This is a genomic window from Pseudomonas sp. GD03862, assembly GCF_029840855.1.
Classification (GTDB): domain Bacteria; phylum Pseudomonadota; class Gammaproteobacteria; order Pseudomonadales; family Pseudomonadaceae; genus Aquipseudomonas; species Aquipseudomonas alloputida.
Genome location: NZ_JAOCDI010000003.1, coordinates 40,688 through 62,936 on the forward strand (window position 1 = coordinate 40,688; position 22,249 = coordinate 62,936).

Genomic DNA, 22,249 nt, shown 5'->3' on the forward strand with positions numbered 1-22,249 from the left:
CTCACGCTTGACGGAGGCGTAAGTCTAAAGAGCGCTACCCCCAGCGGCAAGCAAAGGCTTGCGACTGGGGGCACGCTGGCTCTGGCGAGCCTCAGATCATTCGCCACAGCTCTTGAGGCATGCCGGCGTAGGCGGCCAGCGGAGGCATGACAAACGACTGGACAACCTGGATCGCCAGGAAGGCGAAGATCGGCGAGATGTCCATGCCGCCCAGGTTTGGCACCAGGCGGCGGAACGGCGCCAGCACTGGCTCGCTGATCTGGTAGGCCAGTTCGGCCGCAGGGTTGTGGCTGTTGGGTGCAACCCAGGAAACGATCACCATGACGATCATCGCCACCCAGAAAATCTTCAGGAACAGCGAGGTGATGCCGATGATCGCCCACATCAGCAGGTGCAGGACGTCGCCGAAGGTACCGTAGGTGACCATCAGCACGAAGCCCATCAGCAAGGCCTGGATGACCACCGCCAGCAGTAGCGACGAGGTATCCAGCCCGCCAACGCTAGGGATGATCCGGCGGATCGGCTTGAGCAGCGGTTGGGTGGCACGAACGGCGAACTGGCACAGCGGGTTGTAGAAGTTGGCCTTGACCAGTTGCAGCACGAAGCGCAGCAGGACGATTACCAGGTAAAGGCTGACCAGGGTTTGCACCACGAAAATCGCGGCGCCTGACAGTGCATTCATCTAAAGCTCCTTATTTGCCCAGTTGTTCGGCCAGCTCGGCAGAGCGCGTGGCTGCAGCCTGCAGCGCCTGCTCGACGATGGCTTCGAAGCCGCTGGCCTGGAACGACTTGATCGCCGCTTCCGTGGTGCCGGCGGGCGAGGTGACGCGGCGGCGCAGTTCGGCGGCATCGACATCGCTTGCAACCGCCATGCGCGCGGCGCCCAGGGCCGTCTGCAAGGTCAGTTGGGAGGCGGTTTCGCGTGGCAGGCCGAGTTTTTCGCCTGCCGCGGTCATGGCCTCGATCAGCAGGAAGAAGTACGCCGGGCCACTGCCGGACACAGCTGTCACGGCGTCCAGTTGCTGTTCCTGCTCCAGCCACAGGGCGGTGCCCACGGCCGACAGCAGTTGTTCGGCCTGCTGACGCTGTTCGCCGGACACTTCAGCGGTGGCGTATAGGCCGCTCACGCCTTGGCGCAGCAATGCCGGGGTGTTGGGCATGCAGCGCACCACCGGGCGAGCGCCCACCCAGCTTTGCAGGCTGGCGCACGTGATGCCGGCGGCGATGGAAACGATCAGCTGGCCATCCTGCAGGTTGGGTTGCAGTGCCTGACATACGGTTTTCATGACTTGTGGCTTGACCGCCAGCACGATGACGTCAGCGCCATCGATGGCCTGGGCGTTGTCCTCGAAGGCTTCAATGCCGTGCTCGGCCTGGATGCGACTGCGGGTCTCGGCGCCCGGGTCGCTGGCGCGGATCTGCGAGGCGTCCAGGCCCTGGGCACGCAGACCACCGATCAGGCTGGCGGCCATGTTGCCGGCGCCGATAAAGGCAATACGTGTTTTGCTCATGTCAGGTCCTTGTGGAAAAGAGTGAGTGAAGCATGGAATCAGGTGTTGCCGTAGTCGCGGGCTCCGAACAGGGCCGTGCCAATCCGTACCCACGTCGCGCCCTGGGCGATAGCCGCTTCCAGGTCGTGGCTCATGCCCATGGACAGGGTGTCCAGGCCAAACCCCAGGCCTTCCTGCAACTTGCGCAGGCTGGCGAAGGCGGCCTCTTGGGTGGCGCGGTCTTCAGTGGGTTCCGGGATTGCCATCAGCCCGCGCAGGCGCAGGTTGGGCAGTGCGGCTACGGCTTTGGCCAACGCGGGTAGGTCGGCCGGGGTGCAGCCGGATTTACTGTCCTCGCCGCTGACGTTTACCTGCAGGCAGATGTTCAGCGGCGCCAACCCGGCGGGGCGCTGTTCCGACAGGCGTTGGGCAATTTTCAGGCGGTCCACGGAATGCACCCAGTCGAAATGCTCGGCGATGGCTTTGGTCTTGTTCGACTGAATGGGGCCGATGAAGTGCCAGATCAAGGGCAAGTCGCTGAGGGCCTGCTGCTTTGTCAGTGCTTCCTGTAGGTAATTCTCCCCGAAGTCGTGCACACCGGCGGCATGGATCTCGCGGATAGCGCTGGCGGGCTTGGTCTTGCTCACGGCCAGCAACTGGACGCTGGCCGGATCACGCCCGACTGCCTGGGCAGCACTGGCGATACGGGCGGAAATCGCGGAAAGGTTGTCTGCTAGGGTGGACATGGATCGATGCCGGCAGCTGTGGGGTCTGCGGCATTCTACCTGCTTGAAGGCCTTTGGGGAGTCTTATGGATGTGACCGACCTGTTGGCCCGAGCTGTGGATGCGGGGGCTTCAGACCTGCACCTGGCGACGGGCCAGATTCCGATGCTGCGCCTGGATGGCGAGTTGCAGCGTATGGGCTTGCCGCCGTTGAACCAGGGTGCCTTGATCGAGGGCATGGCCAGCGTGCTGGATGACGATCAGCGCCGGCAGTGGGCCCAAGGCGATGAAATGGACCTTGCGCTGGAGTTGCCGGCGCTTGGGCGCTTTCGGCTGAACCTGTTTCGCCAGTTGAATGGCCCGGCGGTTACCTTTCGGCTGATCCCGGGGTGCATTGCGACGGTGAGTGAGCTGGACCTTGCGGATGTGTTTCAAGCTGTTGCGCATTGCCGGGATGGCTTGATCCTCGTGGGCGGGCCGACCGGTAGTGGCAAGTCCAGCACCCTGGCAACGCTGCTCGACCAGCTGAACCGCGAGCGGGCGCTGCACATCATTACCCTGGAAGACCCTGTCGAGGTCATCCATGCCAGCCAGCGCAGCCTGGTCAACCAGCGTGAGATGGGGCGCCATAGTCGCGGCTTTGCTCAGGGGCTGCGCAGTGCGCTGCGCCAGGACCCGGACGTGATCATGATCGGCGAGTTGCGCGACCTGGAAACCATTCGCCTGGCCCTGCGCGCGGCGGAAACCGGGCACCTGGTGCTGGCAACCGTGCATGCGCGTTCGGCGACCAGCAGCATCGACAGGTTGGTGGAGGTGTTTGCTGCCGAGGAAAAGCCGTTGGTGCGGGCGATGCTGGCCGAGTCGCTGCGCCTGGTGGTCGCGCAGGTGCTGGTCAGGCGCGTAGGGGGTGGGCGGGTGGCGGCGCGGGAAGTGCTGGTGGCGACGCCGGCGGTGCGTAACCTGGTTCGGGAGGGGCGGTTGGCGCAGTTGTCTTCAGTGATGCAGGGCGGGGCGGCGGAGGGGATGCTGACGATGGAGGGGGCGTTGCGGAGGCTGAGGGAGCGAGGGTTGATCAAAGGCTTGTAGTACCTGCAAAGGCCCTTTCGCGGGCGCGCCCGCTCCCACAGGTATGGCGCTGCCCGCGAGAGCGACGCGCTACCTGTGGGAGCGGGCGTGCCCGCGAAGGGGCCGGTACCGGATAGCGCCGATCAGATTAACGCTTGGCCAGACTCAGCTGCTGCTCTTTCGGCAGCACCCGCTTGGCCACCACGTAGTGCTTCTGCCAGTAAGGCTTGCTCAAGGTGTCGATACTCACCCGCTTGCCACGGCGTGGAGCGTGGATGAAGCGGTCGTTACCCAGGTAGATGGCTACGTGATTGACCCGACGGCTCTTGATGTTGAAGAAGATCAGGTCGCCAGGCTTCAGATCACCCTTGGCCACCTTCACCCCGTGGCCCTGGGCCATGGCATTGGAGGTGCGCGGCAGGTCGACGTCGGCGACGTCGTTGAAGGCGTATTTGACCAGCCCGCTGCAGTCAAAGCCTTTTTTCGGGCTGCTGCCGCCCCAAACATAAGGGGTACCGAGCACATTTACCGCACGGCTCAGCACATCGCTGCTTTGCTTAGGCGACATGGCGGCGACATTCGCACCGCGGCTGCTGGCAGCATTGCTTGGGCGGGCGCGTAGCGCGGTCTGTTTGACTGGTGCGCGTTTTACCGAGGCGTTGGTCGTGTAGCCGGTGAAACCATTGGGAAGACGTTGCTCACGATTGGTGGCGTGGGCGGCCAGGGGCAATAATAGGCAGAGGGTCAGCCATGTCTTGATCAAAGGCGGCATAGATGAAGCTCTTATGAATAGTTATGTGTTGGGCGCGCAACTTTATAACAGCTTTTTGATCAGTTATTGATCCGTTGGTCGATTGCCCAGGTGCCGTATGTCGGCTTGCGACGAGAAAGTCACATTTTTTCTTAGAAAATTTTCGGATAACCCACGGGGGCTATGAATGAACAGTTATCAACAGGGGGTGCCCTTTCACGACACCCACAGCAAAACCATTGGCTACCTGCTGTGGATTTTCGGCTTCACCGGCTCCCATCGTTTCTATTACGGCAAGCCGATTACCGGGACCATCTGGTTCTTCACCTTGGGCTTGCTGGGCATTGGCTGGTTGATCGACCTGTTCCTGATCCCGTCCATGGACCGTGAAGCCGACCTGAGGTTTCAGTCCGGGCGTATCGACTACAACATCGCCTGGATCCTGCTGACCTTCCTGGGGGTGTTTGGCCTGCACCGGCTGTATCAGGGCAAGTGGATCACCGCGATCATCTACTTCTTTACCGGCGGGTTGTTCCTGGTGGGGGTGCTGTATGACTTCTGGACGTTGAACAGCCAGGTGTCCGAAAGGAATGCGGGGCGGGGCTGACGGTAGCGGGGCTGCTTTACAGCCCCTTCACGGGCAATGCTGTCCATATAAAGAAGGCCTTGTCGCACCGCTGCGGCAAGGCCTTCTTCGTTACTGACGGGTCTGCCGCTGTTGCAGCAACAGGTTGCTGAACCCGGCCCCAGCCAGCTGCTTCTGTGCCCCGGTCAACTGCTCGCGGTTGCTGAACGGCCCGACCAGCACGCGGTACCAGGTTTCATCCTTGACCGTGCCCGACTCCACTTTCACGGACTGGCCCAGCAGGATGATCTGTGCCCGTACCTTGTCGGCATCGGCCTGCTTGCGGAACGAGCCGGCCTGAAGGAAGTACTGCGTGGTCGCCGCCGGTTTGATCACGGGTGGTGGCGGTGGCGGGGTCTGGCCGAGCAACGCTGCCTGGGCCCTCGCCGTGTCGATTTTCGCCGCTTCTGCTGGTGTCACCGGGGTTACCGGCTGGGCCGGCACCGGTGGGGTTTTCTCCGGTACGGCTTCCGGCGGCACGATCACCTCAGACTCCGGCAGCAGGGTGTAGAAGTCGTACTTCGGCTTCACCGGCTGTTGCGGGGTGGCTTGCGCGGGCTTGCCGGCTTCGGCCGCTTTCGCCGGTTTCTCCTGCTCGGGCTTGGTGCGCTTGATGTCATCGCCACCGGGTTCGAGCTTCATCAGGAACACGATGAACGCGCCTACGGTCAGGCCGACCGCCAGCCATACCCAGCCGGGGATCGGCTGTTTGGCCGGTGCCGTCTGGCGGCTGGCGCCGCGTTTCGGGGCAGGTTTTTTCTTGGCAGCCAACTTACATGCGCTCCAGGGTTTCCAGGCCGAGCAGTTCCAGACCTTGTTTGAGGGTGCGGCCAGTCAGGGCGGCCAGGCGCAGCCGGCTCTGCTGCTGCGAAGGGGTTTCGGCAGCGAGGATCGGGCAGTTCTCGTAGAAGCTGGAGAACAGGCCGGCCAAGTCGTACAGGTAGCTGCACAGCACGTGCGGCGTGCCTTTTTCGGCGACGTTGTTGAGGATTTCGCCAAACTGCGCCAGGCGCGCGGCCAAGTCCTGCTCGTGGGCAGCTTGCAGCACGATTTTGCCGTCGACTTCGTCAAAGCCTTTGCCCAGCTTGCGGAACACGCCGGCTACGCGGGTGTAAGCGTACAGCAGGTAAGGCGCGGTGTTGCCTTCGAAGTTGAGCATCAACTCGAAGTTGAAGCTGTAGTCGCTGGTGCGGTGCTTGGACAGGTCGGCGTATTTCACCGCGCCAATGCCCACCACCTCGCCGATGTGGCGCAGTTCGTCGTCGGCCAGGCTCGGGTTTTTTTCCTTGACCAGCGCGTAGGCGCGCTCCTTGGCCTCGGTGAGCAGGTCGATCAGCTTCACGGTGCCGCCGTCACGGGTCTTGAACGGGCGGCCGTCGGCGCCGTTCATGGTGCCGAAGCCCATGTGCTCCATTTGCATCGGGTGGCCGACGAAGCCAGCGCGGCGGGCCACTTCGAACACCTGATTGAAGTGCAGGGCCTGGCGCTGGTCGACGAAGTACAGTGCGCGGTCAGCCTTCAACACGTTGCTGCGGTAACGCACGGCAGCCAGGTCGGTGGTGGCGTACAGATAGCCGCCGTCAGCCTTCTGCACGATCACCGGCAGGGGGTCGCCGTCGCTGTTCTTGAACTCTTCGAGGAACACGCATTGGGCGCCCTGGTCTTCGACCAGCAGGCCCTTGGCCTTGAGGTCGGCCACCACGTTGGCCAAGTCGTCGTTGTAGGCGCTTTCGCCCATCACGTCGGCCATGGTCAGTTTGACGTTGAGCAGCTCGTAGGTCTTCTGGCAGTGCGACAGCGAGATGTCCTTGAAGCGTGTCCAAAGGGCCAGGCACTCGGGGTCACCGGCTTGCAGCTTGACCACCAGGCCGCGGGCGCGAGTGGCGAACTCCTCCGATTCATCGAAGCGTTTCTTCGCCGCGCGGTAGAAGTTTTCCAAGTCCGACAGCTCGTCGCTGGTGATCGGGTTTTCCTGCAGGTAGGCCATCAGCATGCCGAACTGGGTACCCCAGTCGCCGACGTGGTTCTGGCGGATGACGTTGTCGCCCAGGAACTCCAGCACGCGCGCAACGCTGTCACCGATGATGGTCGAGCGCAGGTGGCCGACGTGCATTTCCTTGGCCAGGTTGGGTGCCGACATGTCGATCACCACCTTTTGCGCCGGGCCGGCTTTGCGCGCACCCAGGTGGGCGTCGGCCAGGGCGGCATCCAGGCGGTTGGCCAGGGCGTCGGTGTTCTGGAAGAAGTTGAGGAAGCCGGGGCCTGCAATCTCCACCTTGCTGATGTCGGCGCTGGCCGGCAGGGCGTTGATCAGTTTTTCGGCGAGGTCGCGCGGCTTCATGCCGGCCGGCTTGGCCAGCATCATGGCGATGTTGCTGGCGAAGTCGCCGTGGGTCTTGTCCCGGGCGTTTTCCACCTGGATCGCCGGCGACAGCCCTTCAGGCAGCACACCGTCGGTGACGAGTTGGGTGAGGGCTTGCTGGATCAGCTGGCGAATGGTGTCTTTCATGGGGATCTCTTTTCGACCGCAAGCGCGGTGAGCGCCTGGATGCGCAGGTGGAAAAACTGGGCATTATCCGTTGCCGGGAGCAGGTTGCCAACCTTTGGGCGGCAAGCTGGGGGCCACAAGCGGCAAGAAAAAGCGGCATCGCACCCGCCCGGCGCTTGCTTGCGGCTGGCAACTCGCAGCTTGCAGCTCAATACAGGTCTACCGGGTCGACATCCAGCGACCAGCGCACCTGGCGCCCGCTCGGCAACTGCTCCAACACTAGCAACCAGGCGCTGATCAGTCGATGCAACGGCGCCCGGGTATTGGCCTGTATCAACAATTGTGCGCGGAATCGTCCGGCGCGGCGCTCCATGGGCGCCGGTACCGGGCCCAGCAGTTCGATGCCAGGCAGGCGCTGTTCGGCCACCAGGCGCTCGGCGGCGGCACAGGCTTCGTCGAGGAAACCTTCGGCCTGCCCCGGCTTGTGTGCTTCGGCGCGCAGCAAGGCCAGATGCGAGTAGGGCGGCAGCCCGGCGGCTCGGCGTTCGTCCAGGGCCTGTTCGGCGAAGGCGAAGTAGCCTTGCTCGGTTAGCTGGACCAGCAGTGGGTGGTCGGCCAGGTGGGTCTGGATGATGACCTTGCCGGGCTCTTCGGCCCGCCCGGCCCGCCCGGCCACCTGTACGATAAGTTGTGCCATGCGCTCGCTGGCGCGGAAGTCACCGGAAAACAGCCCACCATCGGCATCAAGGATGGCCACCAGGGTCACCCGCGGGAAGTGGTGGCCCTTGGCGAGCATCTGGGTGCCGACGAGGATGCTCGGCTGGCCGCGCTGGATGGTGCTGAACAGGTTGTGCATGGCGTCCTTGCGCGCCGTGCTGTCGCGGTCCACGCGCAGGATCGGGTAATCCGGGAACAGCACCTTCAGGCGCTCTTCGGCGCGCTCGGTACCGGCACCGACCGGGCGCAGGTCGACGTGGTTGCATTGCGGGCACTGTTGCGGCAGGCGTTCGTCATAGCCACAGTGGTGGCAGCGCAGCACGCCGGAGCGCTGGTGCACGGTCATGCGCGCATCGCAGCGTGGGCATTCGGACAGCCAGCCGCAATCGTGGCACAGCAAGGTTGGGGCAAAGCCGCGGCGGTTGAGGAACACCAGCACTTGTTGGCCAGCCTCCAGGGTCTGTCGGATAGCCTGCTGCAGCGGGCCACTGATGCCGCTGTCCAGTGGCAGGCTCTTCACATCAAGGCGCAGCATGCGCGGGGGGCGTGCCCCCCCGGCGCGTTGGTTCATGCGCAGCAGGCGGTAGCGGCCGGTCAGGGCGTTATGCAGGGTTTCCAGCGAGGGTGTGGCGGAGCCGAGCAGGATCGGGATGTTCTCCTGGTGAGCGCGGACCAGCGCCAGGTCGCGGGCGTGGTACCGCAGGCCTTCCTGCTGTTTATAGGAGCCGTCGTGCTCTTCGTCGATGATGATCAGGCCGGGGTTTTTCATCGGCGTGAACAATGCCGAGCGGGTGCCGATGATGATATCGGCCTCGCCGTCCCGTGCCGCCAGCCAGGCATCCAGGCGTTCGCGGTCGTTCACCGCAGAGTGCAGCAGGGCAATGCGCGCGTTGAAGCGTTGCTCGAAGCGGGCCAGGGTTTGCGGGCCGAGGTTGATCTCCGGGATCAGCACCAGCGCCTGCTTGCCGGCTTCCAGGGTTTCGCGGATCAGTTGCAGGTAGACCTCGGTCTTGCCACTGCCGGTGACGCCGGCCAGCAAGAATGCGCCGAAACCGCCAAAACCCTCGCACACGGCGTCGAAGGCTTCGCGTTGCTCTTCGTTGAGCGGAAGTTCCGGCTGTGCCAGCCAGTGCTCATGGCGTAGTGCCGGCAAGTGGCGGCGCGTCTCGATCTGCACCAGATCCTTGGCCAGCAGCAGGTCGAGGCTGTCCTTGTTCAGGTTGAGTTTGGCCAGCAGGCTGTGGGCCACGCCGTGCGGGTGCTGGGCCAGGGTCTTGAGGGCGTCGCGCTGGCGCGGCGCGCGGGCGATGCGCGGGTCTTCCAGGCGGGCGCCAGGGGCTATGTGCCAGAAGCGTTCCTGGCGCATCTCGGCGGCTTCGCCCTGGCGCAGTAGCGTGGGCAGCGCCCAGCTCAGGGTATCGCCCAGGCTGTGCTGGTAGTACTGGGCGGTCCACAGGCACAGCTTGAACAGCGACGCGGGAATGGGGGACACCGGGTCGAGCAGGGCGCTGGCAGGCTTCAGTTTGTCGGCGGGCACTTCGCTCTGCGTGCACACCTCTATCAGCACGCCGATCATTTCGCGGCGGCCAAAGGGCACGCGGATGCGCATGCCAGGGGTCAAGGTCAGGCGCGCCATGCTCGCCGGCGCCTTGTAGTCGAACAGGCGCCGCAGCGGAGAGGGCAGGGCAAGGCGCAGGATGACGTCGGACACGCGGAAAGTCTCGGAGGGCGTTACAAGGACTGGCGAGCCTAGCAGACGACGGTCGGTGCAAGCGACATCTTGCGCTGACGGTGTGCTCTGGTATTATTCGCCGCCTAATTACGTGCGGTATTCAACAATTGGTGTTGGGTGGCGGCACGCAGCTCGAGGAAGTGACCATGAAAGAAGGTATCCACCCGAACTACGAAGTAGTTGCAGTCACCTGCAGCTGCGGTAACAAGTTCGAAACTCGTTCGACCCTGGGCAACGTCCTGTCGATCGACGTTTGCAACCTGTGCCACCCGTTCTACACCGGTAAGCAGAAAGTTCTGGACACCGGTGGTCGCGTACAGAAGTTCGCCGATCGCTTCGGCATGTTCGGTGCCAAGAAGTAATCATGCGCATGGCGAATCCTTCGGGTTTCGCATTGTTGCTGAAGAAGGCGTCCCTTGTGGGCGCCTTTTTTGTGGGCGTTATCTGGCATTTCCCGGTCCTGGCGTTCTGCCCACAGCCGGACAAGCCCCAATGGGTAGCGGTACGACAGGTGGTTGATGGCGACACCTTGCGTCTGGTCGATGGCCGCAGCGTGCGGCTGATCGGTATCAATGCCCCGGAAATGGGTCGCAAGGGGCGTACCAGTGAGCCCTATGCCGAAGCTGCCAGGCGGCGATTGCAGGCCTTGGTCAAGGCCAATGACGATCGCGTCGGGCTGGTGCCTGGTGTTGAAGGTAAAGACAAGTACGGTCGCACACTGGCGCACATCTACAGCCGCAATGGCGACAATCTGGAAGCGCAATTGCTTAGCGAGGGCTTGGGCTACCGCGTGGCTATTGCCCCCAATGTACGTCTCAGCGGTTGTCAGCAGCTTGCCGAACAAGCTGCGCGCCAGGCTGGCGTTGGCCTGTGGCGGCATTCGCCCGTAGTGGCTGCAGGCAATGTCAGGCAGTCAGGTTTCGCTGTTGTGCGTGGTCGTATCGAAGGTATCGAGCGAAATCGTGGTGGGGTCTGGCTGACCCTGGGCAGTACCCTGGTGCTGCAGGTTCCCGCTCGTCTGCAGCGCAACTTCCCCGCCAGCTTCTTCGATAACCTCAAGGGACGCCAGGTCGAAGCGCGCGGGTGGGTGCTGGATCGTTCCCGCAGGGGTGGCCTCAAGCCCGGGCAGCGACGCTGGGTGTTGCCATTGACCGATCCGAGCATGTTGGAGCGCATTTCAGGCTAAAAGATGTAGACATTTCGCTACTGGATTGTACACACTGTTGGTCGTATGCCCCGTGGGTTGTAGCGTAAAGTCGTAGGCTAAAGGCCTTGACACAAGTGACCGGCCAGTCTTGTGGCTCCCCGGCTCTTTGCGTATCCTCGGCGGTCCGTCAGAACAGTAAATAGCGGAATGCCCACCATGTCAGACCTGAAAACCGCCGCTCTCGAATATCACGCTCAACCTCGTCCGGGGAAACTGAGCGTTGAACTCTCCAAGCCCACTGCCACCGCCCGTGACCTCGCCCTGGCCTACAGCCCAGGTGTTGCAGAGCCGGTGCGCGAAATTGGCCGTGATCCAGAGCTGGCTTACAAATACACCGGCAAAGGCAACCTGGTTGCGGTGATTTCCGATGGCACTGCCATCCTCGGTCTGGGTGACCTCGGCCCACTGGCTTCCAAGCCGGTCATGGAAGGCAAGGGTGTTCTGTTCAAGCGTTTCGCCGGTATCGATGTGTTCGACATCGAAGTCGAATCGGAAAGCCCGCAAGCGTTCATCGACACCGTTCGCCGCATTTCGATCACCTTCGGTGGCATCAACCTTGAAGACATCAAGGCACCTGAGTGCTTTGAAATCGAACGTACCCTGATCGAACAGTGCGACATCCCGGTGTTCCACGATGACCAGCACGGTACTGCCATCGTGACTGCCGCTGGCATGATCAACGCCCTGGAAATCGCCGGCAAGAAACTGGAAGAAGCCAAGATCGTCTGCCTGGGCGCCGGCGCTGCTGCCATTTCCTGCATGAAGCTGCTGGTAAGCATGGGTGCGAAGGTCGAGAACATCTTCATGATCGACCGTAGTGGCGTGATCCATGCTGGCCGTGACGACCTGAACCAGTACAAGGCGCAGTTCGCCCACGCGACCGACAAGCGCACCCTGGCCGACGCCCTTGACGGTGCCGACGTGTTCGTAGGTCTGTCTGGCCCGAACCTGCTGAGCCCGGAAGGCCTGAAGTCGATGGCTGCCAACCCGATCGTGTTCGCCTGCTCGAACCCGGACCCGGAAATCTCGCCAGAGCTGGCGCATGCCACTCGCAACGACGTTATCATGGCTACCGGTCGTTCCGACTACCCGAACCAGGTCAACAACGTACTGGGCTTCCCGTTCATCTTCCGTGGTGCTCTGGACGTTCGCGCCAAGCGTATCAACGAAGAAATGAAGATCGCTGCCGCTATCGCCCTGAAAGACCTGGCCAAGCTGCCAGTGCCGAAGGAAGTTTGCGAAGCCTATGGCGTTGAAGGCCTGGAGTTCGGTCGTGAGTACATCATTCCGAAGCCGCTGGATGCACGTTTGATCACCGTCGTTTCCGATGCTGTGGCCAAGGCTGCCATCGAATCCGGCGTGGCTACCCTGCCTTATCCGAAGCACTACCCGCTGACCAGCGTGGATGAAGTGTTCAACGGCTGATTGCAGCAAGCGACATAAAAAAGCCCCGGCTCGCATGAGTCGGGGCTTTTTGTTGGGGCTTGGGAATGTGTCAGGGCTGCAAGGTGTTGGTCAGGGCGCTTGTGGCGCCTATCAGATCGAGCGCCGCGCGGGCGGCGCTAGATTTACGCGCCCACGCAAAACCTGAGTCAGGCGCCCTGCCTTAGAACAGATCCATCGGCGTCGCTTCATCGGCTGGCAGCGGGCTGCCCGGTGCCGCGCCATTGCCCAGCTCGTCCACCGACGGCGGAGAATCTTCGGCTTTGAACAGCTCGAAGTAGGCATTCGGTGTGCTCGGCGATGCCGCGCGTCCGCTGACCGGGTCGACGCGCAAGCTGAGAATGCCCTCCGGCTCTGCCGGGGCATGCGCAGGCTTGTCCTTGAGTGCCGCGCCCATGAAGTTCATCCAGATCGGCAGTGCCGCAGTCCCACCATATTCGCGGCGGCCGAGGGTTTCCGGTTGGTCGAAGCCGACCCAAACGGTAGTCACGTAATCGGCGTTGTAACCGGAGAACCAGGCGTCCTTGGATTCGTTGGTCGTACCCGTCTTGCCCGCCAGGTCGGTGCGGCCCAAGGCCAGCGCCCGGCGGCCGGTGCCGCGCTTGATCACGTCCTGCAGCATGCTGGTGAGGATGTAGGTGGTACGCCCGTCGATGATCTGTTCAGCCACTGCCGGCGCTTGCGATGCCGCGGCCACCTGGCTGAAGGCAGAAGGTGCCTCGCCTGGCATGGCCGCCGTGCTGATTGGCTGCTCGGGTGCGGCCAGGCCCGCCTGGTCTTCGGCACCTTGCGGTACGCGGGCCGGGTTGGCGGTGAACAGTGTCTCGCCGCTGCGGCTCTCGATGCGCTCGATCAGGTACGGGGTGATCTTGTACCCACCGTTGGCAAAGGTGCTCCAGCCGGTGGCGATTTCCATCGGGGTCAGGGTGGCGGTGCCCAGGGCCAGCGACAGGTTGCGCGGCAGGTCCTGTTTGTTGAAGCCGAACTTGGCGATGTAGTCGATGGTGCGGTCCACGCCCATGGCTTGCAGCAGGCGGATCGACACCAGGTTACGTGACTTGTACAGCGCCTCACGCATGCGGATAGGGCCGAGGAAGGTGTTGGTATCGTTCTTCGGTCGCCACACTTTATCCACTGACTCGTCAACGAACACGATCGGCGCATCGTTGACCAGGCTGGAAGCGGTGTAGCCGCTGTCCAGCGCGGCGCTGTAGATGAATGGTTTGAAGCTTGAGCCCGGTTGGCGCTTGGCCTGCACGGCGCGGTTGTAGTTGCTCTGCTCGAACGAGAAACCGCCGACCAGGGCGCGGATGGCGCCGCTGTTCGGGTCGAGGGTGACCAGGGCGCTCTGCGCAACGGGCACCTGGCTGAACTTCAATGTGCCATCGTCAAGGCGTTGCAGGCGCACCAGGTCACCGACCTGGGCCACGTCGGCCGGCGACTGCGGCGAACGGCCCTGGGCGTTGTTGTTGATGAACGGGCGCGCCCATTTCATGGTGTCCCAGGCAACCTGCGCCTCTTGGCCGTCACGGGTCAGCACCTTGAGGCCGGTGTGTTCCACCTGGGTGACAATGGCTGGTTCCAGGCCGCCAAGGGTGCGTTGCTTGCCCAGCTCCTGCAGCCACGCTGCCTGGGTGCGGCCCGGGAAGCGTGCTTCAGGGCCACGGTAGCCGTGGCGCTCATCGTAATCGGAGAGGCCCTTGAGGACGGCCTTGTTGGCCATTTCCTGCATGTCGCTAGGCACGGTGGTCGTGACGCGGAAGCCTTCGGTGTAGGCGTCGCTGCCGTAACGGCCGACCATTTCCGCGCGGGCCATTTCGGCGATGTACGGGGCATTCACCTCAGGCGTCGGCACGTGATAGCTGGCGTTGAGCGGCTCGGCCAGGGCGGCCTCGTAGCTGGCCTGGTCGATCTTGCCCAGCTTGTACATGCGCCCGAGGATCCAGTCGCGGCGCTCTTTGGCGCGCACCGGGTTGGCCAGCGGGTTGAAGCGCGACGGTGCCTTGGGCAGGCCGGCGATCATCGCCATCTGCGCCAGGCTCACGTCACGAATGGACTTGCCGTAGTACACCTGCGCAGCTGCATCGATACCGTAGGCGCGGTTGCCCAGGTAGATCTTGTTCACGTACAGCTCGAGGATTTCGTCCTTGGTCAGCTCACGCTCGATCTGCAGGGCCAGCAGGATTTCGTTGGTCTTGCGTGAGAAGCTGCGCTCGCTGGTAAGGAAGAAGTTCTTCGCCACCTGCATGGTGATGGTGCTGCCGCCGGTCTGGATATGACCGGTTTTCACCAGCTGGGTTGCTGCGCGCATCAGGCTGCTGGGGTCGACGCCGTAGTGGTTGAGGAAATTGTCGTCCTCGGCTGACAGCAGCGCCTGAATGAATTGTGGGGGAATTTCCGCGAAGCGGATCGGCGAGCGGCGCATTTCGCCGAATTCGGCAATCAGCTTGCCATCGCTGCTGTACACCCTGAGGGGGATCTGCAACTGGATACTTCTGAGGGACTCGACCGAGGGCAGGCTGGGACTAAGATACAGAAACGCACCGCTCACACCGAGTACGAGCGCGCAGATGACTGCGACGGAAGACCACCAGAAGAACTTCAGCAGACGTATCAAGGCTTTTCGGTGTCCAGGTTGGGAGTGGATTGCACGCAGGTCCGGTGGACCAAAAAACGCTGGGCATTATAAGCATTTTTCGCCTTTCCGGGTGACCGGCCAGGCTACTCGTCGACTCGATGGGTAGCCCTGGCCCAGTGTTGCCGCGGGGTTGCGACAGGTGGCTGCGCTTGGCAGCTGTAACAGACAGCAAAGGAGTCGCGATGTTTGGACGCTTCGGCAAGGATGCCGGTTCACTCGTGGGGGTGGAAATTACGCCCGACGCCGTTCGGATCATGCAACTGCAGCAGCGGAATCGAAGCTGCCGTGTGATGGGGTCGGCACAAGAGCTGTTTCAGGCGCCGCTGGCCGATGACTGGGCTCATGCGCCTGGGGTGGTGGTGGCTGCGCTGCAGCGAGCTTACCGGCGCAGCGGCCTCAGGCAACGCCGGGTAGCGCTGGCGCTGCCGGCCAGTCAGGTTATCTGCAAGTTGTGCCATCTGCCGGTGGAGCAGAGCGGGGCGCAGTTGGAGGCACAGCTGCTTGCCGATGCAGAGCGGCTGTTTCCGTTTCCGCTGGAAGACCTGGCCTTGGATTTTCAGGTCATGGGGGCTTCCCATGACCAGCCAGGTTGCTCCGAGGTAATGGTTGCAGCCTGTCGGCAGAGTGCGCTGGCGTCACTCGAAGCCGTCGTCGAGGAGGCGGGCTTGCAGTTGGAAGCCGTCGAGGTCGACAACATTGCCTTGTGCCGCATGTTGCCACAGGGTGGCCTTGAGGGAGCAGCGCTGCTGCGTGTCGAAAACCGCAGCGTAACCCTTCATGACTGGCAGCCGGGCAGGGCGTACCAGCGCTGTGAGCTGCAAACGACTGGCCCGGAAATGAACGGGCAATGGCCAGAGCGTCTCCAGGCTTTACTGGTCGGGCAGAGCCGGCCTGCGGGGTTGTGGGTTGCCAGCAGCTCATCGATCAATCCGGGCTGGCTACAAGCCTTGGGCAGCCGGCTGAATGTGCCGTGCACCTACCTGCCTGGGCTGGCAGGGCTGGAACATGTTGATGGGGCGATGCTCCTGGCCTGCGCCTTGGCCTTGGGAGGGCTGCGCCCATGATGCGGCTGAACCTTCTGCCCTGGCGCGAACGGCAGCGTCAGGCGGCGCTGCGGCGCTTTCGAGGCCAGTTGATTGCTGGCGCACTCCTGGCTTTGTGCGCCGTGATGCTGGTCGATCAGCTGGCCCGCCAACGCGGGCAGCAGCAGGTGCTGGCCAATACCCAGCGCCAAGCGACCCTTGATATACAGGATGAGCAGTTGCAGCCACTGGCCGAAGTGCGTGCACAGCATGAGGCGCTACTTGCCCGTGCGGTGGCCCTGGAGGGCCTGCGCGCCCATCAGGGTGTATTGGCCGGTGTCTTCGCCGACCTTGAAGGGGCGTTGCCTGAAGGTGTGCAGCTAGTCGGCCTGAGCCTTGATAGTGGTCGCCTGCAGGTGACAGGGTTGGCTGCGTCCGGTGCTGTGGTGGCGCAGTTCATGCGCGACTTGAACCGCTCGAACGTTTTGCTCGATCTGGAGCTCAAGCGCATCAAGAGCCTGCCGGACGGCGATGAGTTTCTGCTCACCGCTCGCGTTGCGGCGTTCTGGTCGTGAGTCCAGCGCAGATGCTCGCTTGGCTGGCGGTGGTCGAGGGCTCAGGCCGCTTCCGACGGTTGGCGCCAGCGCTGGTGGCTGTGGTGGTGTTCAGCCTGGGCTGCGCGATGCGCCTGCCTGCCCTGTTACAGCAGCAGGCGCGGGAGGATGCCAGGCATGTCGAGTTGAACCAGCTGCAGGCAGCCAATGCAGCGCAGTTGGCCGAACTGGAGCGGCTGAAGGCTTTAGTGGTGATTGCCGAACAGCGGTTGCAAGAGGCGCACTGGTATCTGGCCGCCGGGGAGAGCATGAGCGACCTGCTTGAACGGCTGGCAGTGTCGGGGCATGCACATGGCTTGCTTGTCGAACGCCTCGATGTAGAGGCAGGTGAGCAACAGGCCGGATTCAGCAAGGTACCGCTGGTGGTGCAAGTGGTGGGGCGTTATCCGGCCTTGCGGCTGTGGCTGGACGACTGGTTAGGGCAGGCACGGATTCTGCGCAGCGGTGACATGAGCCTGGCAACCGTTGATCGCCAGCCTGGTCTGTTGCGCCTGCAGTTGCGGGTTGATGCCTATCACGCGGCTACGCCCGTGAAGGCACCTGCAATGCTGGCGCACCTGCCGGCAAGGGCCGCAATGGCTGCGCCTGAAGTGGACCCGTTTGCGCCCGCTGCGGCGCGAGTGGCCAGCGCCGGGCTGGTCGGCGTGCCGTTGGCGCAGCTGGAAATGGTCGGCAGCCTGGCGCGCGGGGCGGCACGCGAGGCTCTGCTGATGGCGGCTGGCAAGCTCTATCGCGTACGCCCGGGCGACCGGGTAGGGCGTGATCAGGGGGTAGTGATGCATATAGACCAACGTCAGGTCGAAGTGCGTGAGCGGCTGTTCATGGCGGGGGTATGGCACGAGCGCACGGCGTTCATCACCCTCACCAAGCGCCTGGGCAAGGAGGCCTCGGACCCGAATGAAAACGTGGATGAAATACCTGTTGGCGACCCTGCTGTCGATCCCGCTGGCTTCGGCGACGCCTTACCAGGGTGAACCCCTGTCGCTGAACTTCCAGGATGTTGAGGTGCGTGCGGTGCTGCAGGTGCTGGCTGACTACGCTGGCGTCAACCTGGTCGCCAGTGACGCAGTACAAGGCAGTGTCACTTTGCGTTTGCAGGACGTGCCGTGGGATCAGGCGCTTGACCTGGTGCTGCGCAGCAAGGGCCTGTCCCGGCGCCAGGAGGGCAATGTGCTGTTGGTGGCACCTGCAGCCGAGTTTGCCGCGCAATCAGCAGACGCCCGGGTGAGTCAGGCGCTGGATGCGCACCTGCAGCCATTACGTCGGGAGCTGCTGCCCATTCACCACGCCAAGGCCGCCGATCTGGCGCAGTTGCTGCTGGCAGGCCTGGAGGGTGACGGCATCCCTCCGGCTAGCTTGAGTGTCGATGAGCGCACCAACACGTTGGTGGTGCATCTGCCCGCTGACCGCCTGGCCGAGATGCGCCAGCTGGTGGCGCAGTTGGATGTGCCGGTGCGCCAGGTAGCGATCGAGGCGCGTATCGTCGAGGCCAACGTCGATTATGAGAAAAGCCTGGGGGTACGCTGGGGTGGGCCGCTGTACGGCGAGAAACTGCGGCCCGGCAAGGAGCTGTTCGTCGACCTCGGTCTGGAGCGAGCCGGCAGCAGTATCGGCCTGGGTCTGTTGCGCGGTGACGTGTTGCTGGACCTGGAGCTCAGTGCCATGGAAAAAAGCGGCAACGGCGAGATCATTTCGCAGCCCAAGGTGGTCACGGCTGACAAGGAAACGGCGAGGATCCTCAAGGGTACCGAGGTGCCTTACCAGGAAACCAGCCAAAGCGGCGCTACCTCGGTATCGTTTCGCGAAGCCTCGCTGTCGCTGGAAGTAACGCCACAGATCACTCCGGACAACAAGGTGATCATGACCGTCCGGGTGACCAAGGACGAGCCGGATTACGTCAATGCCTTGAACAACGTACCGCCGATCCGCAAGAACGAGGTCAATGCCAAGGTTCGTGTGGCTGACGGCGAAACGATCGTGATCGGTGGCGTCTACTCGACTTCGCAAAACAATGTGGTCGACAAGGTGCCATTTTTCGGCGATCTGCCGTATGTTGGGCGGCTGTTTCGACGCGATGCATTACAAGAGAAAAAATCCGAGCTGCTGGTCTTCCTGACTCCGCGTATCATGAGTGACCAGGCGATTGCTGTGAGTCGTTGATTCTGTGCGAAATTTGATACTTGTGGGGCCCATGGGCGCTGGTAAAAGCACCATCGGACGCCTGTTGGCCAAAGAGCTGCGCCTGCTGTTCAAGGATTCCGACAAGGAAATCGAACTGCGATGCGGCGCGAACATCCCGTGGATATTCGACAAGGAAGGCGAGCCGGGTTTCCGTGATCGCGAGCAAGCGATGATTGCCGAGTTGTGCGCGCTCGACGGTGTGGTGCTGGCCACCGGCGGTGGCGCGGTGATGCGCGAAGCCAACCGGCAGGCGCTGCATCAGGGTGGCCGGGTGATCTACCTGCATGCTTCGGTCGAGCAGCAAGTCGGCCGCACCGCGCGCGACCGCAATCGCCCGCTGCTGCGCACGGCCAATCCTGAGGCGACCTTGCGCACCTTGCTGGAAACCCGCGACCCGCTCTACCGCGAGATCGCCGACCTGGTGGTTGAAACCGACGAGCGGCCACCACGCATGGTGGTGATCGATATTCTCGAGCGCTTGCAGCAGTTGCCGCCCCGTTAACCCGGGACTATTCTCGGCCTCCAGCGCCGAGGCGAGGCTCAACGTTACCGCGCAGGTCGCCGGATGGCGCCGCGCCCAAGTACATTGTGGGGATACATGCAGACACTAAAGGTCGACCTGGGCGAGCGTAGCTACCCGATCTACATTGGCGAAGGCCTGCTGGACCAGCCTGAGCTGCTGGCGCCGCACATTGCGGGTCGGCAGGTTGCCATCGTTTCCAACGAGACCGTCGCGCCGCTGTATCTCGAACGCCTGAGCAAGGCCCTTGGTGCCTACTCGGTACTGCCCGTTGTGTTGCCCGATGGTGAAGCCCACAAGAACTGGGAAACATTGCAGCTGATCTTCGATGGCCTGCTGACAGCTCGGCATGATCGTCGTACTACTGTGGTCGCTCTGGGTGGTGGCGTGATTGGTGACATGGCTGGTTTCGCAGCCGCCTGCTACCAGCGCGGTGTCGATTTCATCCAGGTGCCGACTACCCTGCTGTCCCAGGTCGACTCTTCCGTAGGTGGCAAGACCGGCATCAATCATCCGCTGGGCAAGAACATGGTCGGTGCGTTCTATCAGCCCAAGGCGGTGCTGATCGATACCACCAGCCTCAAGACCCTGCCAGCGCGCGAGCTGTCTGCAGGTCTGGCCGAAGTGATCAAGTACGGCCTGATTTGCGACAAGCCGTTCCTCGCCTGGCTCGAAGACAATATGCAGGCACTGCGTGCCCTCGATTCGGCAGCCCTGACCGAGGCCATCCGCCGCTCCTGCGCGGCCAAGGCCGCAGTGGTGGGTGCCGACGAGCGCGAGTCCGGCCTACGGGCCACGCTGAACCTGGGGCATACCTTCGGGCATGCTATCGAAACCCATATGGGCTATGGCGTGTGGCTGCACGGCGAAGCCGTCGCGGCGGGCACAGTGATGGCCCTGGAAATGTCCATGCGCCTTGGCTGGATCGACCAGGCTGAGCGCGATCGTGGAATCCGCCTGTTGCAGGACGCAGGTTTGCCGGTGGTGCCACCACAGGAAATGACCCCGGCGCATTTCATGGAGCACATGGCGGTCGACAAGAAGGTGCTCGACGGTCGTTTGCGTCTGGTGCTGCTGCGCCAGATGGGCGAGGCCGTGGTGACCGACGACTATTCGAAAGAGATTCTCCAGGCCACGCTGTCGGCGGACTACCGCGCGATCGTGGCCCAGCTTTGAGGTTGTGACAGCGCAATGACAAGTTTGCATGCCGATGAGGCCTTTCTCGACCATTACCAGTTGAGCCATGATCCGTTCGCGCCCCGCGTACCTGGCTTCAAGTTCTTCCCGGCCCAGCGCAAGCCCGTGCTTGGCCAACTGCACCACCTGGCGCGCTATAGCCAGCTGATGCTGGTGGTCAGTGGCCCATTGGGCAGCGGCAAGTCGCTGCTGCGCCAGGCCCTGGTGGCCAGCACCAACAAGCAGGCTGTGCAAAGTGTGGTGGTGTCGGCCCGCAGCGCCAGCGATGCCTCCAGTATGCTCGCGCAGGTCGCGCAGGAGCTGGGTGTCGCCCAGCCCGAGGTGCAGGCGATCCTGTCGAAGGTGGTGCAGCTGGCACTGACCGGGCAGGAAGTGTATTTGCTGGTGGACGATGCGGAACAACTCGACGAGTCGGCACTCCAAGCGTTGCTGGAATTGGCGGCGGGGGTACCTGAAGGGCGTCCGCACGTGTTTCTGTTCGGTGAGCCATCGCTGATTGCCGGGCTGGATGAGCTCAATGTCGAGGAAGAACGTTTCCACATCATCGAGCTTGCGCCCTACAGTGAAGAAGAAACCCGCGAGTACCTGGAACAGCGCCTGGAAGGTGCTGGTCGGGGCATCGAGGTGTTCAGCCGTGAACAGATCGCCGATATCCATGAAAACTCCGACGGCTGGCCTGGCAACATCAATCAGGTCGCCCGTGACACTTTGATCGAAGCCATGATCGCCAGCCGCTCGACGGCCAAGCGACCAACCATGGGGTTCAAGATGCCTAAAAAACATGTGCTCGCGCTGTCCGCTGTGGTCGTGGTTGCCGTTGCGGCCGCGGTATTGATGCCCAAGAAAGGCGACAAGGCCCCTGCCGAAGCGCCGGCTGCCCAGGCCCAGTTGCCACTGGGCGACGGCAAGCAGGGTGCTGCCATCGAGTTCTCTGGCTCGTCCCAGCCAATGCCGCTGCCACTGGTTGGCCAGTCGCAGCCGGTGATGCGCGAGCCGCTGGCCCAAGCCGCAGGCATGGGCGAGGGTGAAGAGGGAGGCCCGGCTGTCGACACCGCGCTGCAGCCTGGCAACCCGCCACCCACCGTGACCACCATCGCTCCGCCACAAGGTGTGCCGGCTGGCCCGGCGCCTGCGCCTGCCCAGCCCGTGCAGTCGGTTGCGCCTGCGCCCAAGCCTGTTGCAACCCAGCCCGCCAAGCCGGTTGCGCCGGCCAAGCCAGCACCGGCGCCGACCCAGGTCGCCGTGGCCAAGCCGGCTGCCAAAGCTGCCGAAAAACCAGCCGCCGCTGGCGCTGGCAACAGTGGCTGGTATGCCGGACAGAAGCCGGGCAATTATGTGGTGCAGATCCTTGGTACCAGCTCCGAGGCGTCGGCCCAGGCTTACGTCAAGGCCCAGGGTGGCGACTATCGCTACTTCAAGAAAAACCTGCAGGGCAAGCCTCTGTACGTCGTGACTTACGGCAGTTTCGCCAACCGCGACGCAGCGGTTGCGGCAATCAAGAACTTGCCAGCGAAGGTCCAGGCTGGTAAACCTTGGCCACGTACCGTCGGCAGCGTCCAACAAGAGCTGGCCACGGCCCGCTGATACCTTCCGGGCGGCATCACCCCGCCGCCCAGTAGCTAAGCGAATTCTAGCTTTCGACTAGCCTGCTGCGCCCGAGCGCGGCAGGCTTTTCTGTCCCGGACTGCCGGCCACAAGCCCCTAGTTGCAGTCATGGCTGAAACGCTTCAGACTCGAGCCAAGCCGCTATCACGGCGCATGGCGCAAAAACATTCAAAATTGCGACATAAATTTTCAATGGCGAGACATGAAAATTTGTGGGCGTCGCTGTCGCT

The 22,249-nt window shown here is 63.0% G+C and carries 20 protein-coding genes; 12 read left to right on the top strand and 8 right to left on the bottom strand.

The annotated features are described in order from the left end of the window. Positions 1 to 91: 91 nt before the first annotated feature. From N5D53_RS03085 to N5D53_RS03095, 3 genes are read right to left on the bottom strand one after another with little or no spacing between them, the layout of a single operon-like run. The gene (locus N5D53_RS03085; RefSeq protein ID WP_003249110.1) at positions 92 to 682 is read right to left on the bottom strand and encodes a YggT family protein; all 591 of its coding nucleotides are present in this window, start codon (positions 680 to 682) and stop codon (positions 92 to 94) included. A gap of 10 nt (positions 683 to 692) precedes the next feature. Continuing rightward, positions 693 to 1,511: a pyrroline-5-carboxylate reductase gene (proC, locus tag N5D53_RS03090; RefSeq protein ID WP_004575483.1), complete on the bottom strand. Its 819-nt coding sequence runs from the start codon at positions 1,509 to 1,511 to the stop codon at positions 693 to 695. Positions 1,512 to 1,549: 38 nt separating this feature from the next. Beyond that, positions 1,550 to 2,236 (bottom strand): YggS family pyridoxal phosphate-dependent enzyme, encoded by a 687-nt coding sequence (locus N5D53_RS03095; protein ID WP_019439137.1) that lies wholly within the window; start codon positions 2,234 to 2,236, stop codon positions 1,550 to 1,552. 65 nt (positions 2,237 to 2,301) lie between these two features. On the opposite strand from N5D53_RS03095, the gene N5D53_RS03100 reads away from it, so the two are divergent. After that, positions 2,302 to 3,300, top strand: a complete 999-nt coding sequence (locus N5D53_RS03100) for a PilT/PilU family type 4a pilus ATPase (protein WP_190869865.1) — start codon at positions 2,302 to 2,304, stop codon at positions 3,298 to 3,300. A gap of 127 nt (positions 3,301 to 3,427) precedes the next feature. Here the strand turns inward: N5D53_RS03100 and N5D53_RS03105 are convergent, their stop codons facing one another. Further along, positions 3,428 to 4,051, bottom strand: coding sequence for a C40 family peptidase (locus N5D53_RS03105; protein WP_104962719.1), 624 nt, complete (start codon positions 4,049 to 4,051; stop codon positions 3,428 to 3,430). 166 nt (positions 4,052 to 4,217) lie between these two features. Here N5D53_RS03105 and N5D53_RS03110 point away from each other — a divergent pair, with 166 nt between their 5' ends. Further along, positions 4,218 to 4,637 (top strand): TM2 domain-containing protein, encoded by a 420-nt coding sequence (locus tag N5D53_RS03110; RefSeq protein ID WP_010955634.1) that lies wholly within the window; start codon positions 4,218 to 4,220, stop codon positions 4,635 to 4,637. Positions 4,638 to 4,727: 90 nt separating this feature from the next. Here the strand turns inward: N5D53_RS03110 and N5D53_RS03115 are convergent, their stop codons facing one another. The 3 genes from N5D53_RS03115 to N5D53_RS03125 all read right to left on the bottom strand — a co-directional run bounded on the left by N5D53_RS03115 (position 4,728) and on the right by N5D53_RS03125 (position 9,571). Continuing rightward, a complete protein-coding gene (locus tag N5D53_RS03115) occupies positions 4,728 to 5,426 on the bottom strand; it encodes an SPOR domain-containing protein (RefSeq protein WP_014859104.1) in 699 nt (232 codons plus the stop codon). 1 nt (position 5,427) lies between these two features. Beyond that, entirely contained in the window at positions 5,428 to 7,164 is a 1,737-nt protein-coding gene (gene argS, locus N5D53_RS03120) for an arginine--tRNA ligase (RefSeq protein WP_010955633.1), read from the bottom strand. 187 nt (positions 7,165 to 7,351) lie between these two features. Then, complete coding sequence (locus N5D53_RS03125) at positions 7,352 to 9,571, bottom strand: primosomal protein N' (protein WP_104962717.1); 2,220 nt, start codon at positions 9,569 to 9,571, stop codon at positions 7,352 to 7,354. A gap of 167 nt (positions 9,572 to 9,738) precedes the next feature. Between N5D53_RS03125 and rpmE the strand changes: the two genes are divergently transcribed. The 3 genes from rpmE (at position 9,739) to N5D53_RS03140 (ending at position 12,224) form a co-directional block, all read left to right on the top strand. Then, positions 9,739 to 9,954 (top strand): 50S ribosomal protein L31, encoded by a 216-nt coding sequence (gene rpmE, locus N5D53_RS03130; protein ID WP_003249127.1) that lies wholly within the window; start codon positions 9,739 to 9,741, stop codon positions 9,952 to 9,954. A gap of 2 nt (positions 9,955 to 9,956) precedes the next feature. Beyond that, positions 9,957 to 10,778 carry a thermonuclease family protein gene (locus N5D53_RS03135; protein WP_064491030.1) on the top strand — a complete coding sequence of 274 codons (822 nt, stop codon included), beginning with the start codon at positions 9,957 to 9,959 and terminating at the stop codon, positions 10,776 to 10,778. A gap of 177 nt (positions 10,779 to 10,955) precedes the next feature. Then, the gene (locus N5D53_RS03140; protein ID WP_004575488.1) at positions 10,956 to 12,224 is read left to right on the top strand and encodes a malic enzyme-like NAD(P)-binding protein; all 1,269 of its coding nucleotides are present in this window, start codon (positions 10,956 to 10,958) and stop codon (positions 12,222 to 12,224) included. Positions 12,225 to 12,405: 181 nt separating this feature from the next. Here N5D53_RS03140 and N5D53_RS03145 read toward each other — a convergent pair whose 3' ends face one another. Further along, complete coding sequence (locus N5D53_RS03145) at positions 12,406 to 14,859, bottom strand: penicillin-binding protein 1A (protein ID WP_020191287.1); 2,454 nt, start codon at positions 14,857 to 14,859, stop codon at positions 12,406 to 12,408. Positions 14,860 to 15,062: 203 nt separating this feature from the next. On the opposite strand from N5D53_RS03145, the gene pilM reads away from it, so the two are divergent. From pilM to N5D53_RS03180, 7 genes are all read left to right on the top strand, one after another. Then, on the top strand, positions 15,063 to 15,944 hold the full coding sequence (gene pilM / locus N5D53_RS03150; protein WP_190869866.1) for a pilus assembly protein PilM: 882 nt from the start codon (positions 15,063 to 15,065) through the stop codon (positions 15,942 to 15,944). After that, complete coding sequence (locus tag N5D53_RS03155) at positions 15,941 to 16,477, top strand: PilN domain-containing protein (RefSeq protein ID WP_104962715.1); 537 nt, start codon at positions 15,941 to 15,943, stop codon at positions 16,475 to 16,477. The genes pilM and N5D53_RS03155 overlap by 4 nt, the downstream gene beginning before the upstream one ends. Before the next feature lie 11 nt (positions 16,478 to 16,488). Further along, positions 16,489 to 17,490 carry a pilus assembly protein PilP gene (locus tag N5D53_RS03160; protein WP_064491027.1) on the top strand — a complete coding sequence of 334 codons (1,002 nt, stop codon included), beginning with the start codon at positions 16,489 to 16,491 and terminating at the stop codon, positions 17,488 to 17,490. Beyond that, positions 17,414 to 18,676: a secretin N-terminal domain-containing protein gene (locus tag N5D53_RS03165; protein ID WP_010955626.1), complete on the top strand. Its 1,263-nt coding sequence runs from the start codon at positions 17,414 to 17,416 to the stop codon at positions 18,674 to 18,676. Before N5D53_RS03160 ends, N5D53_RS03165 begins: the two co-directional genes overlap by 77 nt. A 4-nt stretch (positions 18,677 to 18,680) precedes the next feature. Then, positions 18,681 to 19,199 carry a shikimate kinase AroK gene (aroK, locus tag N5D53_RS03170; RefSeq protein WP_010955625.1) on the top strand — a complete coding sequence of 173 codons (519 nt, stop codon included), beginning with the start codon at positions 18,681 to 18,683 and terminating at the stop codon, positions 19,197 to 19,199. Positions 19,200 to 19,295: 96 nt separating this feature from the next. Next, positions 19,296 to 20,393: a 3-dehydroquinate synthase gene (aroB, locus tag N5D53_RS03175; protein ID WP_010955624.1), complete on the top strand. Its 1,098-nt coding sequence runs from the start codon at positions 19,296 to 19,298 to the stop codon at positions 20,391 to 20,393. A gap of 15 nt (positions 20,394 to 20,408) precedes the next feature. After that, entirely contained in the window at positions 20,409 to 21,998 is a 1,590-nt protein-coding gene (locus N5D53_RS03180) for an AAA family ATPase (protein ID WP_020191281.1), read from the top strand. The last annotated feature ends 251 nt before the right edge of the window (positions 21,999 to 22,249 follow it).

Coding starts and splice junctions, on each gene's coding strand:
- N5D53_RS03135 (WP_064491030.1), top strand. CDS start 9,957: ATGCGCATGGCGAATCCTTCGGGTTTCGCATTGTTGCTGAAGAAGGCG.
- rpmE (WP_003249127.1), top strand. CDS start 9,739: ATGAAAGAAGGTATCCACCCGAACTACGAAGTAGTTGCAGTCACCTGC.
- N5D53_RS03110 (WP_010955634.1), top strand. CDS start 4,218: ATGAACAGTTATCAACAGGGGGTGCCCTTTCACGACACCCACAGCAAA.
- proC (WP_004575483.1), bottom strand. CDS start 1,511: ATGAGCAAAACACGTATTGCCTTTATCGGCGCCGGCAACATGGCCGCC.
- N5D53_RS03095 (WP_019439137.1), bottom strand. CDS start 2,236: ATGTCCACCCTAGCAGACAACCTTTCCGCGATTTCCGCCCGTATCGCC.
- argS (WP_010955633.1), bottom strand. CDS start 7,164: ATGAAAGACACCATTCGCCAGCTGATCCAGCAAGCCCTCACCCAACTC.
- aroB (WP_010955624.1), top strand. CDS start 19,296: ATGCAGACACTAAAGGTCGACCTGGGCGAGCGTAGCTACCCGATCTAC.
- N5D53_RS03140 (WP_004575488.1), top strand. CDS start 10,956: ATGTCAGACCTGAAAACCGCCGCTCTCGAATATCACGCTCAACCTCGT.
- N5D53_RS03165 (WP_010955626.1), top strand. CDS start 17,414: ATGAAAACGTGGATGAAATACCTGTTGGCGACCCTGCTGTCGATCCCG.
- pilM (WP_190869866.1), top strand. CDS start 15,063: ATGTTTGGACGCTTCGGCAAGGATGCCGGTTCACTCGTGGGGGTGGAA.
- N5D53_RS03180 (WP_020191281.1), top strand. CDS start 20,409: ATGACAAGTTTGCATGCCGATGAGGCCTTTCTCGACCATTACCAGTTG.
- N5D53_RS03085 (WP_003249110.1), bottom strand. CDS start 682: ATGAATGCACTGTCAGGCGCCGCGATTTTCGTGGTGCAAACCCTGGTC.
- N5D53_RS03160 (WP_064491027.1), top strand. CDS start 16,489: ATGCTCGCTTGGCTGGCGGTGGTCGAGGGCTCAGGCCGCTTCCGACGG.
- N5D53_RS03155 (WP_104962715.1), top strand. CDS start 15,941: ATGATGCGGCTGAACCTTCTGCCCTGGCGCGAACGGCAGCGTCAGGCG.
- N5D53_RS03105 (WP_104962719.1), bottom strand. CDS start 4,051: ATGCCGCCTTTGATCAAGACATGGCTGACCCTCTGCCTATTATTGCCC.
- N5D53_RS03100 (WP_190869865.1), top strand. CDS start 2,302: ATGGATGTGACCGACCTGTTGGCCCGAGCTGTGGATGCGGGGGCTTCA.